Source organism: Nostoc sp. NMS9 (genome assembly GCF_017114995.1).
GTDB lineage: Bacteria > Cyanobacteriota > Cyanobacteriia > Cyanobacteriales > Nostocaceae > Nostoc.
Window position 1 is genome coordinate 102,363 of record NZ_JABXKL010000083.1, and the last position, 15,273, is coordinate 117,635.

Consider the following 15,273-nt stretch of genomic DNA (forward strand, 5'->3'; position numbering starts at 1 on the left):
TTAACTAGGAGGAACTGCTGGTGAACCCAATTTTCCCACATGTAGAATCGGTAACAATTAGGTAAGCAGCTTAATAAGCAGTGAGGGCGAACCTTATCTCCATTATTGTAGATTTAGAGCGCACTTCCAGAAAATAGTTCTAGATATCGAGTTGGGTAATCAGTATAGCATTGCAAGCAAGACTACCCAGATAAGTTAGCACTGACCAAAAATTTCGTCAAAAAAGAGCTACTGCTACAATTGAGACACCAGGCAAAGCAAGAATATCACCTTGATGGCTCAGAGCAGAGAATTATACCTACTCATCGTTTGCCAAGAAACTGATGACACATAGTAAATAATTAAAAATCAATAAATGCAATATTGGCAGGCATCCTGAGTATCGAGTGGATGTAAATTAAAGTAAGGGCAACCGATCTCGCTTGAACATACAGGCAGTATCAACCCGGTTATTAAAAATATTTAGATTGGTAGCAGTATTATGTTGGCTCAATTCCAGAGCTTGTATCCCAAGGGCAGTCTGATTTCTGAATTAGTGCAAATTTTTCAAGGAAAATATATTGTCCGAGCAAGCGTGCAAATTGAAGGCGTAACCCGTGCTACGGGTATGGCAGCAGCAGAAACAGTAGAAGCCGCAGAAGACCAAGCCAGAACCAGGGCGCTGATAGTTTTGGGTATTACAAACGCGCCACCCGAATCAGTGGCGTTGACCTCAAATCCAGTTTCCCCGGCACAGCTAAATCCTTCCTTGAATACTAAAGGTGGATTGAGTGAGCCTGCTGCTTATTCCTCTGCTAAAAATGAGGATTTTGTTAGTAGTCAGTGGTCAGCAGTCAGCGACAAAGAAATATCTATACCGCCTTCCAAAGAACGGAACATCAAACCAGAAGTAGTAACAAGCAGTAACGAACAATACGAGTACAGCAATGCTGCGCCTCTAAACGATACCTATAGCCAGGATTTAGGTCAAAACTTTCCGATGACTGCCAACCGGGAGCTAGAATTTGATCCTCCAGTTGAGAACTTGGAAATAAATTTTGATAACCAGCCAGAAAATCAAACCTTTCCGGCAATTTCTGCCAACAATGTCACACCATTTACACCCCGGAGTTACAGCCCTCAAGAAAGTGTCGCTACCCCGTCAGTGACAGGAAAGAGAAAGAAAAAAGCTGAACCAGTCGATTTATCAGATGTAATTGCTAAAACAGATGTCGAACTTCAGCGTTTAGGCTGGACACCAGAACAGGGACGGGAGCATCTGATTGAAACCTACGGTAAGCGCGGGCGGACTTTGCTGACTGAAGAAGAATTACACGGATTTCTCAAATACCTGCAATCTCAGCCAGACCCAATAGCGGGATTTTGATTTGTCATTAGTCATTAGTCATTAGTCATTTGTAAGGACTAATGACTAATAACGTAGGCTGTTGAAACTGTGACGAAGTTATGGAACCTGTGAATTTTGCTGAACTACTTGCTCAAATAGATGTCGAAATGCAGTCATTAGGTTGGACAAGAGAAGAGGAACGGGAGCATCTCAAAAGAAATTATGGGGAGAGATCGCGTACTTTGCTGGCATATAAAGAATTATTAGACTTACTCCAATACCTTTACCTTGTATCTCAACCGACACCAACATTAGACGAAGTTCTGATTGCCAAAATTAATGTGGAAATGCAGCGATTACGGTGGACAACAGAGCAGGGACGGGAACATCTTAAAGAAAACTATGAGAAGCGATCGCTTACTTTGCTTACAGAAGTCGAATTATTAGACTTCCTCCAATACCTTGTATCTCAACCGACACCGCCATTAGACGAAGTTCTGATTGCCAAAATTAATGTGGAAACGGAGCGATTAGGCCAGACAACAGAGCAGAGACAGGAACATCTGAAAAAAAACTATGAGAAGCGATCGCGTACTTTGCTGACAGAAGTCGAATTATTAGACTTCCTCCAATACCTTGTATCTCAACCGACACCGCCATTAGACAAAGTTCTGATTGCTCAAACAGATAACGTTCTGATTGCTCAAACAAATGTTGAACTTCAGCGTTTAGGCTGGACACCAGAACAAGGACGGGAACATCTGATTGAAACTTATGGTAAGCGATCGCGTTTTTTCCTAACCAATGAGGAATTACATGAATTCCTCCAATATCTCCAATCTCAGCCAGATCCAATAGCAGGATTTTGATTTCCAACTTCTAAATCGAGTTTTGAACTTCTAAATCAAGTTTTGAACTTCTAAATCGAGTTTTGAACTTCTAAATCAAGTTTTGAACTTCTAAATCGAGTTTTGAACTTCTAAATCAAGTTTTGAACTTCTAAATCGAGTTTTGGACTTACTAAATCAAGTTTTGAAATCAAATAACCCCTCTTCACTTCTGAAAAGGGGTTATTTTTAGGGTTTAGGGAATTAAAAGTGGTAAATCACCATTTACCAATCGTGACTATTAATTAAGAACAGCAACTGCTGGGCGGCTACCAGCAGCATGACGGTCAATCACTTGGTCAATCAAACCGTAGTCCCTGGCTTCCTCTGGTGACATGAAAAAGTCACGTTCAGTATCTTCAGCAATGCGCTCAATTGGTTGACCTGTATGTTCAGCTAAATAGTCATTTAGCCGCCGCTTGTGGTACAGAATTTCCCGCGCCTGAATTTCAATATCAGTCGCCTGTCCTTGAGCGCCACCTAAAGGTTGATGAATCATAATCCGAGAATGGGGTAGACTCATCCGCTTACCCTTAGCACCCGCGCTGAGGAGAAAAGCACCCATACTTGCCGCCAATCCGGTACAAATTGTACAGACATCAGGGCGAATATGTTTCATAGTGTCAAAAATGCCCATACCAGCCGTCACCGAACCACCGGGAGAATTGATGTACATATAAATGTCTTTCTCCGGGTCTTCAGCATCCAAATACAGCAGTTGGGCAACAATCAAGTTGGCAATATTGTTATCAACTTGTTGTCCCAAAAAGATGATGCGCTCACGTAACAGCCGTGAGTAGATGTCAAAGGCGCGTTCACCTCGACCCGATTGTTCAATAACGATAGGAATCATGGAAGCGTGTTTGTGGCTACTTTAAATACATTTTATCGGTGACAGCACGAAACTGGGGCTGATCTCTACTATTCCCAGGTAGATATAAGTAAATCTTGGCTATTCTGTCTGATTCAACAAAGGAGCAAAATATGCTTTTGCAATAGATTTATACTCCAAGGGCACTTTTTAGCGACAAAAGCTGTCTAAGAGAATATCCCGATTTAGGGAAGAATAAATCAAAAAACTTCAATTGTCGCCAATCTTATATCTCGGACTTTGCTGCACAACCTTGGCGATGTCATGTATTGATTAGACCGATAACCGAAATCCAACTTGCTTAGGGAATTATGTTAACTATCAGTAACATTTTAAACATTTTTTTAGGATTTCCTTCGGCATTTATCAAGTTATTTTTGTTAGATTCGGTAAATCGGGAGTACGAGATGTATTTAGAATAACCAGTCGCAGTTGAAATGCTATCCACTTAGAGAGAGACGTGCCATGCTGGAAAAACTTATACAAGCCGCCATCATCACCTTCTTGCTCCATCTGATAGCAGGACTTAGCCCAAATACTTTAATGCAAACAAAGACAGCATCACCTATGCAAGAAACACCACCAAATATTGTTAGCTTGCTATTGCGATCTTTTCAATAAGAATGTTTCAGAAGTTGCACTGGTGTAAGTAAGTGGGTGTAAATAAACCCAATTATATAGATGATTCCCTAACTACAAAACTGCAATTTTTTACACCAACTTACTTAGGCGATATTAAAAACAAAGGGATAATTCGCTCATTGAGTTTCTTAACTTAATCTACATAGCTGTCTAGGCTAACACTCCTGAGAACAGGGTAGACTGAGCAAAGAAGGCAACTACTTGCGTTTGATTATGACTAATCGCCTTGCTGAAGCTAAGAGCCTTTATCTCCGCAAACACGCCGAAAACCCAATTGATTGGTGGCCTTGGTGTGATGAAGCACTTGCAACTGCAAGGGCGCAAAATAAACCGATTTTTCTCTCCATTGGCTATTCTAGTTGCCACTGGTGTACTGTCATGGAAGGCGAGGCTTTTTCTGATATTGCGATCGCTGACTACATGAATACCAATTATCTTCCCATCAAAGTAGACAGGGAAGAAAGACCTGACCTCGATAGCATCTATATGCAGGCTTTGCAGATGATGAGCGGTCAAGGGGGTTGGCCTTTAAATATTTTTCTTTCCCCAGAAGATTTAGTGCCGTTTTATGCTGGTACTTATTTCCCTGTAGACCCGCGCTATGGTCGTCCGGGATTTTTGCAGGTGTTGCAAGCGCTTCGCCGTTATTACGATACAGAAAAAGCGGACTTACAACAACGTAAAGCCTTAATTATTGAGTCTCTGCTTACGTCTGCGGTGTTGCAAGACGGTACAACAACCGAGCTTGAAGACCAGGAATTACTCCGCCAAGGTTGGGAAATCAGTACAGGCGTAATTACTCCTAGTCAATCTGGCAATAGTTTTCCGATGATTCCCTACACAGAATTAGCACTGCGGGGAACTCGATTTAATTTTGAATCTCGCTATGATGGCAAGCAAGTTTTTACCCAGCGGGGACTGGACTTAGCCCTGGGCGGCATTTATGACCATGTAGCCGGTGGTTTTCATCGCTATACTGTTGACCCGACTTGGACAGTACCCCACTTTGAAAAGATGCTCTACGACAATGGACAGATTGTCGAGTATCTGGCTTCTTTATGGAGTGCAGGAGTACAAGAGCCAGCCTTTGAGAGGGCGGTTGCTGGGACTGTAGAATGGCTGAAGCGAGAAATGACTGCGCCAGAAGGTTACTTCTATGCTGCTCAAGATGCCGATAGCTTCACTGAATCCACGGCGGTAGAACCAGAAGAAGGAGCCTTTTACGTCTGGAGTTACAGCGAATTACAACAACTGTTAACGCCTGAAGAATTAACGGAATTACAACAACAGTTTACGGTGACGGCTAACGGCAACTTTGAAGGACGTAATGTTTTGCAAAGACGCCATTCAGGTCAACTGAGTGCAACGCTGGAAACGGCACTGAGTAAGCTCTTTACAGCTCGTTACGGCGTTAATTCTGAGTCACTAGAAACTTTTCCTGCTGCTCGTAACAACCAGGAAGCAAAAACTACTAACTGGCCAGGTCGTATTCCCTCGGTGACAGATACGAAAATGATTGTCGCTTGGAATAGCTTGATGATTTCTGGGCTGGCTAGGGCTGCTGGGGTTTTCCAACAACCTTTGTACCTGGAATTAGCAGCACGAGCGGCGAATTTTATCTTGGAAAATCAGTTTGTCGATGGGCGTTTCCAGAGACTCAACTATCAAGGAGAACCAACCGTTTTAGCGCAGTCTGAAGATTATGCTTTGTTTGTTAAAGCTCTGCTAGATTTACAAGCTTCCAACCCTGAGCATGAGCAATGGTTAGAAAATGCGATCGCTATCCAAGATGAATTTAACGAATTTCTCTGGAGTGTAGAATTAGGTGGGTACTACAACACATCAAGCGATTCTAGTCAAGATTTAATTGTCAGAGAGCGTAGTTATGCAGATAATGCGACACCATCAGCCAATGGAATTGCGATCGCTAACCTTGTGCGTCTCGCTCTACTCACCGATAATCTAGATTATTTGGATTTAGCGGAGCTTGGTTTAAAAGCTTTTAGGAGTGTAATGCATCGCGCTCCCCAAGCTTGTCCCAGCTTGTTTACAGCTTTGGATTGGTATCGTAATTCTACCTTGATTCGCAGCACAACTGAGCAAATCAACGCTTTGATCCCCAAATTTTTGCCCGCAGCTGTGTTTGCGATAACATCTGATTTACCAGAGGGAAGCGTTGGGTTAGTTTGCCAAGGTTTGAAGTGTCTTGCACCAGCAGAAAGTGTAGAGCATTTATTGCAACAAGTCCAGAAAAGTCAGAATAGAGGGTGATTTTTAATTCGTAGCGGTTTTTAAACGCAGAGGGACGCTAAGGAAAGCGCAGAGGTACGCAGAGTTTTTTAAGAGAATTTGCTACGAACTTACAAAATTATGACGACCCGAAGCGAATTAACAGCAATTGTGTTAGCTGGCGGTAAGAGTTCTCGGATGGGTGAGGATAAAGCTTTGATTCCCATTCAAGGAGTGCCGTTGTTGCAGCGAGTTTGTGGGATTGCTAGAGGCTGTTCTGATACTGTTTATGTAGTAACTCCCTGGCCAGAACGCTATCAAGATTTGCTTTTGCCTGGTTGTGAGTTTATCCGGGAAGTGCCTTTATCTGGAGAATCTCTAGCCCACGGGCCTTTAGTTGGATTTGCCCAAGGGCTAGCCGAAGTACAGACAGATTGGGTGCTGTTGCTAGCTTGCGATTTGCCGAGGTTGCAGGTTGAGGTGTTGCAAGATTGGGTAACTAGACTTGATAGTGTAGGGAATAATGCGATCGCAGCTTTAGCTTGTCATCCAAAAGGCTGGGAACCTCTGTGTGGTTTCTATCGCCGTCGCTGTTTGCCACAACTCCTAGAGTTTATCAAGCAAGGGGAGCGATCGTTTCAACAGTGGCTTCGGCAATATCCGGTAGAAGTTTTGCCCTTAGCAGAACCAGAAATGCTGTTTAACTGTAATACACCAGAAGACTTGGCTTTAAGTTGAATTGGGGAATGGGGACTTAATCCTGAACTGAACCTGCGGAAACTCTGGTTATAAAGTCATTTTTCGGATGATTTGAATTCACCTCTATAGTTCAACACAGTTCAGATCAGCCCAAAACCCAGATTGTAGAGACGCGATTTATCGCGTCTTGATTTATCGTGTCTTGGTTATTTGAGATTTAAACTCATTAAAATTAGTACATAATAAAAACTTTTATCACATAACCACCAATGCTATTTCCTGAAAATGAAAGCCAAAGGAGCTTTAATTTACTTTTCTCCAAAAATCCCACCCCTATGTGGGTATATAACCAGAATAATCTACAATTTTTAGATGTAAATGAAGCTGCTGTTGTTCACTACGGCTACTCACGAGAAGAGTTCTTGCGAATGCGAATAACTGACATTCGCCCTTCAGAAGATGTGCCTATCTTCCTTGAATATTTAGGACGAAAGCACTCTAACTTAGATTTTACTGGGCGATGGCGACATCAGCGAAAAGATGGACAGATTATTGATGTTGAAATTTTCACACAGACAATAGACTATGGCAGTTATAAGGCTCGCTTAGTTCATATACGAGACATCACAGAACACAAACAAATAGAAAAAACTCTTCAACAAAGTGAAGCCAGATTTCGAGTTATTTCTGAAGCCATTCCTGTTCCATTCATTATTTCGCGTGTGTCTGATGGGTTGATTTTATACGCTAATACAGAGTTGCTTCAAACATTTCAGTTTTCTCCAGAGTATTTAGTGAATCGCAAAAAAATTGTAGATTTGTATCATAATCTGACAGATTTAGAAGCAGTGTTGACACTTCTTAATCAGCAAGGTTTTATTCATAATTATGAACTGCAATTAAAAAAAGCAGATGGAACTAGTTTTTGGGCGATCGCTTCTTTACAGTATTTAAATTTTAACAATGAGTCAGCAATTTTAACGGTATTTAATGATATCAATGACCGCAAAAATGCCGAAACAAAACTCCAAGAAAAAAATGAGTTTTTGCGGATAATTTTTGAAAATATACCGTTGATGATTGCCCTAGTTGATCCTAATTGTAAACTCCAATGGGTCAACCAAGAATGGGAAAATATTCTAGGTTGGAAATTTCAAGATTTCCAAACTCGTAATGTCTTGGAAGTGTTATATCCTAATCTTGAATATCGACAGCATGTAATTAATTTTATGCAGTCTGCACAACGCAATTGGGGTGACTTTAGAACTCAGATGCGTGATGGTCGTTTACTAGATACGTCTTGGACTAATGTTTACCTTTCAAATGGTCAAATTATTGGTATTGGGCAAGATATCACAGAACGTAAGCAAACTGAACTAGCTCTAAAAGCCCAAGCCGAGCGGGAGCAATTGATGCGAACTGTTGCTCAACGGATTCGTCAATCTTTGAATCTTCAAGATATTTTAAATGCAACAGTTCGAGAAGTGCGAGATTTACTTGGGGTTGATCGAGTCGTAGTTTATCAGTTTGACTCAGAGATGATCGGCACAATTATGGCAGAATCAGTGGAACCTGGATGGACGGTTTCTTTGGGTATACAGATTCATGATACGTGTTTTCAAACAGGCGCAGGAGTGGAATATTATCAGGGACGCAAACGAGCGATCACTAATATTTATGAAGCTGGACTAACTGATTGCCATATTCGCCTGTTAGAACAGTTTGAAGTGAAAGCAAATTTAGTTGTGCCCATTTTACTAGAAGTAAGCTCTCAAAACCCTGGCTCTCACATTTGGGGTTTACTGATTGCTCACCAATGCTCTGATTTTCGTGAGTGGGAAGGAAATCAATTAGATTTGCTCGATCAAGTGACAGTCCAATTAGCGATCGCAATTCAACAATCCAGCATCTTAGCACAAGCTCAAACTGAACTATTTCAAAGACAAAAAGCTCAAGTCAAGTTAAAAACTGCCTTAGCTGAAAAAGAAGTTCTTTTAAAAGAAGTTCATCATCGAGTTAAAAATAATTTGCAAATTGTCTCCAGTTTATTACAACTTCAGTCTCAAACACTCAAAGATCCGGAAATCATCAAAGTTCTTCGAGAAAGTCAAAATCGAATTGAGTCAATATCTCTAATTCACAAAAATTTATATACTTCCGCTAATATAGGACAAATTGATGTCGCTGACTATATCAGTAATTTAGCAGCCAGCTTGCTAATTTCCTATCAAATATGCCCTGGTAAAATTTCTCTAGAAACTGATATAGATTCAGTAAGCTTGAATGTCGATCAAGCTATTGCCTGTGGATTGGTGATTAACGAATTAATCTCCAATGCCCTCAAACACGCTTTTCCCAATCAACAAGCAGGCACAATCAGTATTGCTTTACACAATGCTGGCAATAGTATCGAGATGACTATCCGAGATAATGGGATTGGTTTACCAGATAATTTAGATTGGAGAAATACTGATTCTTTGGGTCTGTCGTTAGTACATGACTTGGTTACAGAACAACTAGAAGGCGATATTACTCTAGAACGCAATCATGGAACAGTATTCAAAATAAAATTTACGCAGTTAACTTTGCATTAATAAATATCAAATGGGTCAAGCTAGGATTTTAGTCGTTGAAGATGAAGTGATTGTGGCTAGAACTATTGCTAGTCAACTCAGTCAACTAGGATACATTGTTACGGGCACAGCTTCATCTGGAAAAGTTGCCATTGCCAAGGCATCGGAAACTCAACCAGAACTAGTATTAATGGATATTATTCTTAAAGGTGATATGGACGGTATTGCTACCGCCAGTCAGATTCGCGAGCAGTTAGATGTACCTATAATTTATTTAACCGCTTATGGCGACGATCATACTTTAGAAAGAGCCAAAATTACCCAACCTTTCGGATACATCGTTAAACCATTTACTACAAAAGATTTAAAAATCGCGATCGAGATCGGTCTTTTAAAGCACCAGTTAGAACGTGAACTCCGGGAAAATCGAGATCAGTTAGCAACCCTTTTAAACTCAATGAGTGATGCTGTAATCGCTACTAATGAGCAGGGAAAGATGACATTCATGAATCCCGCAGCTGAAGCGTTGACCGGCTGGCAGCAAAAAGATGCTTTAGGAAATGAGGCGGCGAAGATTTTTCATATTGTCGATGAAGTGACAGAGGCTACATTAGAAAATCCAGTGACAAAAGTGCTGCGTGAGCAACAGGTTGTTTATTTAGGAGAATTCACATCTCTAATTACAAAAAATGGCAAAAGAATTCCGATTGGCGATAGTGCTTCACCACTGAAGCGAGGAACTGACCAGATAAATGGTGTAGTAGTTGTTTTTTGGGATCTTAGCGAACGACACCAAACAAAATTGCTAGAGCAAGCATTAGAGAAGGAGCAAGAACTTAACCGTCTCAAGTCCCTATTTATCTCTACTGTATCTCATGAGTTCCGTAATCCTCTGACTGTTGTCCAAACGGCAGTAGAACTCATGGAAATGCAAGGAGCAAATTTGACAGATACAAAAAGAAGCATCTATTTAAAACGAATTCAAGGTGCTGTGCAATCTATGGAAAAACTCATGGAAGAAGTGCTGTTTATGGGTCGAGCGGAAGCAGAAAAACTCATATACAACCCTGCTCCTCTTAACCTAGAGCAATTTTGTCGAGAGTTAATCGAAGATTTTTTGATGGTTAAAAGCAGCGTGTGTGAAATTGCTTTTACCTGTCATAGTGAGAATACGTCTGCTGTAATGGATGAAGGACTCTTACATTACCTATTTGCAAATCTTCTCTCAAATGCGGTTAAATATTCTCCCCAAGGTGGCAAGATTCAGTTTGATTTAATATGCGACCCAATTGAGAAAGTAGCAACTTTTTATATTCAAGATCGAGGTATGGGTATTCCCGAACCAGACCAAGCTCGACTGTTTGAATCATTCTACCGAGCCTCAAATGTCAAATCAATTCAGGGTACTGGATTGGGGTTAGTAATCGTTAAAAGGTGCGTCGATGCTCATAGGGGTCAAATCAGTGTTACAAGTGAAGTTGGAGTTGGTACTAAATTTACAGTAATTTTGCCCTTAAATTCCGAATTATGAGTTATAAATTCTTCTTCAACTTACATCCTGATTTTTGTTACCAACTTGAGTTTGGTAGTGGCGCCATTTTTCCTGCTGACGCGCTCTTTTCTCTTCGGTGAGGCTATCAAAACAATAGGGACAGGAGATACCTTGCTCATATTTGGGAGATGCTTTATCTTCCTCAGAAATCGGCCGCCCACAACAGAGGCACAACTCATAACTTCCTTTCTCCAACCCATGACTAACGGCTACCCGCTCATCAAAAACAAAACATTCTCCTTCCCATAAACTTTCTTGTGCTGGAACTTCCTGCAAATACTTAAGAATACCGCCTTTGAGATGATAGACTTCTGCAAAGCCTTGGGCAAGCATGAAGGATGAGGCTTTTTCACAGCGAATACCGCCTGTACAAAAGAGAGCAATCTTTTTGTGTTTAGTTGGGTCGAGATGGTGGCGCACATAATCTGGAAATTCGCGGAATGATTCAGTTTGAGGATTTTCTGCCCCTTGGAAAGTACCGATATTCACCTCATAATCATTGCGCGTGTCAATCACGGTTACTTCTGGATTGGAAATTAAATCATTCCATTCTTGGGGATTGACATAAATACCAACTTGCTCATTTGGGTCGATTTCTGGCAACCCCAAAGTGACAATTTCTTGCTTCAACCGTACCTTCATCCGCTCAAAGGGTGGGGTTTCGGTATAAGACTCTTTGGATTCTAAGTCTGCTAGACGGGGGTCATAACGCAGAAACCAGAGAACTGAGTCAATCGCCTGACGCGAACCGGCAATTGTACCGTTAATCCCTTCAAGTGCCAGCAAAATCGTCCCCTTGACACCTTGCGCTTGACAGTAAGATAGCAGAGGATCTCGTTTCTCGGCAAAATCTGGTAGCTTAACAAATTTATACAGTGCTACGACAACTTGGATATTTTCTGGCTTCATCCCTTTGGTAATAGAACAATATAAGTTACAATAACAACGGTAATCAAAGTTATCTACTATTTTAAGTTTATGGGGGTTTAGCTCAGTTGGTAGAGCGCCTGCTTTGCAAGCAGGATGTCAGCGGTTCGAGTCCGCTAACCTCCATTGGAAATGTTTGATTAAATGGGATTGCATCCATTGCACTAATTCAAAGCCGTACTGAGTTAGAGGAATCTCTGGATAAGGAGGTAAACTCTGATTTGATGATAGTACTAACGTATTTTGAATAGTTAAAAACTTGACTTATTTATACTTAGGGGGTTATTTGGAAAAGCGTCCATTGGGGTTAGTGGCAATTGTTCTCTACAAATCATTTGCCGCCTTGCTGCTTATGGTTACTTCGATCGCTTTATTATTGACATTAAAAAATTATCAAACTCTAGAGGCGTTTTCAGAAAATTATGTTTTAGAAGGTAAATCGATAATTATTGATTGGCTTTTAAAGAAAGTTGTTAACTTAAATCCTAGAACTCTTGCATTTAGCGGCATTGGAACCGGAATCTATGCTATTGTTACTGCTATTGAAGCCGTTGGTTTATGGTACGAGAAGCGTTGGGCACATGTCTTGGTATTGGGACTTGTCGGTATCAGTATTCCACCAGAGATTTATGAATTAATTCGGGGAATATCTCCGCTCAAAACATTAGTTTTTCTGTTAAATTTAGCTGTATTTGGCTATTTATTCCGAAATTTTCCTAAACATCCCAACTAATTTTTGATTCGATACTTAGGGTCTATCGTTGAAAAGTTAAGGAGTGCTGAGGAACCAAGAGAGCGAAACGTAGTGATTAAAAAGCTAGACCACAAAAGGCTCAGGGTTTACGCAAAACCAAGACCCCACGTTGTACAATCGCTAGAAATACAATCTGGAGAGCGACTTGCCTAGATCGATTCAGTCTACTCAACCACCACTGAAATTTATTCCCCAACGGTTGAATCCGCTGGTACTCCAGATTTTTCGGTGGTTACTGCCGATCGCACTACGGTTTCGTACTCGCCCCTGGCTACCGGCTGGGATTGTCAAGATTGAAGCCAAGAATGTTGAAGTATTAGCTGAACTCTATCAACAATTTCAGGTTGGAAAAATTCGCTTTTTGTTGGCATTTCGCCACCCAGAGGTGGAAGATCCCCTCTGTATGCTGTATTTGCTTTCTCGGATTGTGCCACAAGTTGCTCGTCAAAAAGGTATTACACTAAAATCCCTGGTTCACAGCTATTTTCTTTATGACCGAGGTATGACAGTTTGGGCTGGAAAGTGGCTAGGTTGGCTGTTCTCTCTGCTGGGAGGTGTGCCGGTTCGTCGCGGTAGGCGACTAGATCGGCAAGCTATCCAAAATGCAAGGGAGTTGTTTGCTAATGGCGAACTTCCGATCGCAGTGGCACCGGAAGGCGGTACTAATGGTCATAGTGGCATTGTTAGCCCTTTAGAACCTGGCGTTGCTCAAATGGGGTTCTGGTGTGTAGAAGACTTAGAAAAAGCTAACCGTTCTGAGACTGTGATCGTTGTACCGATCGCTATCCAGTATCGCTACGTTGAGCCACCTTGGTCTAAACTGGATTGGCTGTTGAGTAAGTTAGAAGCTGATAGTGGCTTGAAAGTTTTGGAAATTGATTTGGGCAATAGCGAAGAGATTTACTATCAACGCCTCTGTCGGTTGGCTGAATATTTGATTACTGAAATGGAAGACTTTTATCGTCGCTTCTATCATCAAGACATTCCAAAAAGCATCTCAACTGATGAATCTGCTAGTGCTAATCAAGTATTAATTGCCCGACTCCATCGGTTACTAGATAAGGCTTTACAAGTTACCGAACAATATTTTGAAGTTCAAGGGCAGGGTAATTTTATTGACCGCTGTCGCCGTTTAGAAGAGGCTGGCTGGAGTTACATTTACCGAGACGATTTGCCAGATATCAATGCTTTAGCACCCTTCAAACGCGGTTTAGCAGATTGGATTGCTGAAGAAGCCGACTTGCGAATGCGGCACATGCGGATAGTCGAAAGTTTTGTTGCAGTCACAGCTACTTATATTCAGGAACAACCGACGGCGGAACGGTTTGCAGAAACAGCTTTGCTTTTATTCGATATGCTTTCTAGAATTCAGGATACAACACTTCCGGGGCGACCTCGGTTAGGTTTGCGACAGGCACAAATCACTGTGGGGGAGCCAATTTCAGTTACAGAACGCTTCAAAAATTGTCAGGGCGATCGCCAAGCGTCTAGACAGGCTGTGAGCGATTTGACACAAGATTTGCAAATCGCTTTAGAGAAGATGATTAAATAACAGAAATTCTAAGACTTTTTCGCTTGAATTTTGTTTGGAACAGCAATGATCATTATGAGAATAATTATTGTTATCATGTAATGCTATGCAAAAATTCCAGGCTATGACGCACATCGCTATTCAGGAACAGCTCGACAGCAAGACCGCCGACTGGATGGAAAAGGTCAGCGACGAACAATACCAGACCTAATCGTAGAGCAAGACAGTTCTGACCTTTAACTTAAAAACAGGAGTTCAAAAAATGCAGAAGCGCAAACTTGGAAACAGTAATCTGGAAGTCTCGGCTATCGGGCTTGGCTGCATGGGAATGAGCTTTTCTTATGGCCCGCCCAAAGACACGCAGGAGATGACCGCTCTTCTGGGGGCCGCCGTCGAACGCGGCGTTACATTCTTTGACACCGCCGAGGTCTACGGTCCGTTCACCAACGAAGAGCTTGTGGGCGAAGCCCTCGCTCCCTTCCGTGGGCAAGTGGTCATTGCCACCAAATTCGGGTTCGACCTGAGTCCTAATTTCGATCCTCGCGGGATGAAGGGTGCGCCCGGACTGAATAGCCGGCCGGAGCACATCAAGCAGGCCGTGGAGGGTTCACTCAAGCGACTCAAGGTCGAGACAATCGACCTGCTCTATCAGCACCGGGTTGACCCGAACGTGCCGATCGAAGACGTGGCAGGAGCGGTGAAGGAACTGATTCAGTCAGGTAAGGTTAAGCACTTTGGACTCTCTGAAGCAGGAGTGCAAACGATCCGTCGCGCGCACGCGGTTCAGCCGGTCACTGCTCTCCAGAGCGAATACTCGCTGTGGACGAGGACTCCTGAGAAGGAAGTGATACCGACCCTTGAGGAACTTGGAATCGGCTTTGTCCCATACAGCCCGCTGGGCAAGGGCTTTCTCACTGGCAAGATCGACGAAAACGCGACCTTTGACAGCTCCGACTTCCGCAGCACCCTGCCTCGCTTCACGCCCCTAGCTCTCAAGGCGAATCAGGCCCTGATTAATCTGCTCGGAAGCATCGCAGAACAAAAGAAGGCGACACCTGCTCAGATCGCGCTTGCTTGGCTGCTGGCCCAGAAGCCGTGGATTGTTCCGATCCCAGGCACTACGAAGTTGCATCGCTTGGACGAAAACATTGGGGCAGTCTCAGTCGAACTCACGCCCGACGATCTGCGTGACATTGATGACGCCGCCTCCAAGATCACGGTACAAGGGGCTCGGTACCCCGAAAAGCTGGAGCAAATGACCGGTCGTTGAGCGGCAAAAAA

General features: G+C 42.5%; 11 protein-coding genes, 1 tRNA gene and 1 pseudogene. 11 read left to right on the top strand and 2 right to left on the bottom strand.

Going from position 1 to position 15,273, the window contains the following annotated elements:
- The first annotated feature begins 481 nt into the window (after window positions 1-481).
- The gene (locus HWQ40_RS26795) at window positions 482-1,366 is read left to right on the top strand and encodes a hypothetical protein (protein WP_292784101.1); all 885 of its coding nucleotides are present in this window, start codon (window positions 482-484) and stop codon (window positions 1,364-1,366) included.
- An 80-nt stretch (window positions 1,367-1,446) separates the two neighbouring features.
- On the top strand, window positions 1,447-2,196 hold the full coding sequence (locus HWQ40_RS26800; RefSeq protein WP_292784103.1) for a hypothetical protein: 750 nt from the start codon (window positions 1,447-1,449) through the stop codon (window positions 2,194-2,196).
- Between the two features lie 259 nt (window positions 2,197-2,455).
- On the opposite strand, the gene clpP is transcribed toward HWQ40_RS26800, so the two are convergent.
- Window positions 2,456-3,067, bottom strand: coding sequence for an ATP-dependent Clp endopeptidase proteolytic subunit ClpP (gene clpP, locus HWQ40_RS26805; protein WP_292784105.1), 612 nt, complete (start codon window positions 3,065-3,067; stop codon window positions 2,456-2,458).
- A gap of 483 nt (window positions 3,068-3,550) precedes the next feature.
- Between clpP and HWQ40_RS26810 the strand changes: the two genes are divergently transcribed.
- The 5 genes and pseudogenes from HWQ40_RS26810 (at window position 3,551) to HWQ40_RS26830 (ending at window position 10,759) form a co-directional block, all read left to right on the top strand.
- The gene (locus HWQ40_RS26810; RefSeq protein ID WP_292784107.1) at window positions 3,551-3,706 is read left to right on the top strand and encodes a hypothetical protein; all 156 of its coding nucleotides are present in this window, start codon (window positions 3,551-3,553) and stop codon (window positions 3,704-3,706) included.
- A gap of 234 nt (window positions 3,707-3,940) precedes the next feature.
- Window positions 3,941-5,998, top strand: coding sequence for a thioredoxin domain-containing protein (locus HWQ40_RS26815; RefSeq protein WP_292784109.1), 2,058 nt, complete (start codon window positions 3,941-3,943; stop codon window positions 5,996-5,998).
- Between the two features lie 99 nt (window positions 5,999-6,097).
- Window positions 6,098-6,694 carry a molybdenum cofactor guanylyltransferase gene (locus HWQ40_RS26820; protein WP_292784111.1) on the top strand — a complete coding sequence of 199 codons (597 nt, stop codon included), beginning with the start codon at window positions 6,098-6,100 and terminating at the stop codon, window positions 6,692-6,694.
- A gap of 254 nt (window positions 6,695-6,948) precedes the next feature.
- Window positions 6,949-9,249, top strand: a pseudogene (locus HWQ40_RS26825) (PAS domain S-box protein); the annotation flags it as partial.
- Window positions 9,250-9,259: 10 nt separating this feature from the next.
- The gene (locus tag HWQ40_RS26830) at window positions 9,260-10,759 is read left to right on the top strand and encodes a hybrid sensor histidine kinase/response regulator (protein WP_292784113.1); all 1,500 of its coding nucleotides are present in this window, start codon (window positions 9,260-9,262) and stop codon (window positions 10,757-10,759) included.
- Window positions 10,760-10,774: 15 nt separating this feature from the next.
- Here HWQ40_RS26830 and HWQ40_RS26835 read toward each other — a convergent pair whose 3' ends face one another.
- Window positions 10,775-11,689 carry a rhodanese-related sulfurtransferase gene (locus HWQ40_RS26835; RefSeq protein WP_292784115.1) on the bottom strand — a complete coding sequence of 305 codons (915 nt, stop codon included), beginning with the start codon at window positions 11,687-11,689 and terminating at the stop codon, window positions 10,775-10,777.
- A gap of 71 nt (window positions 11,690-11,760) precedes the next feature.
- Between HWQ40_RS26835 and HWQ40_RS26840 the strand changes: the two genes are divergently transcribed.
- From HWQ40_RS26840 to HWQ40_RS26855, 4 genes are all read left to right on the top strand, one after another.
- A tRNA-Ala gene (locus tag HWQ40_RS26840) sits at window positions 11,761-11,833 on the top strand.
- Between the two features lie 160 nt (window positions 11,834-11,993).
- Window positions 11,994-12,440, top strand: coding sequence for a DUF2127 domain-containing protein (locus HWQ40_RS26845; RefSeq protein WP_292784117.1), 447 nt, complete (start codon window positions 11,994-11,996; stop codon window positions 12,438-12,440).
- A 166-nt stretch (window positions 12,441-12,606) separates the two neighbouring features.
- Complete coding sequence (locus HWQ40_RS26850) at window positions 12,607-14,013, top strand: 1-acyl-sn-glycerol-3-phosphate acyltransferase (protein WP_292784119.1); 1,407 nt, start codon at window positions 12,607-12,609, stop codon at window positions 14,011-14,013.
- A gap of 241 nt (window positions 14,014-14,254) precedes the next feature.
- Window positions 14,255-15,262, top strand: a complete 1,008-nt coding sequence (locus tag HWQ40_RS26855; RefSeq protein ID WP_292784121.1) for an aldo/keto reductase — start codon at window positions 14,255-14,257, stop codon at window positions 15,260-15,262.
- The last annotated feature ends 11 nt before the right edge of the window (window positions 15,263-15,273 follow it).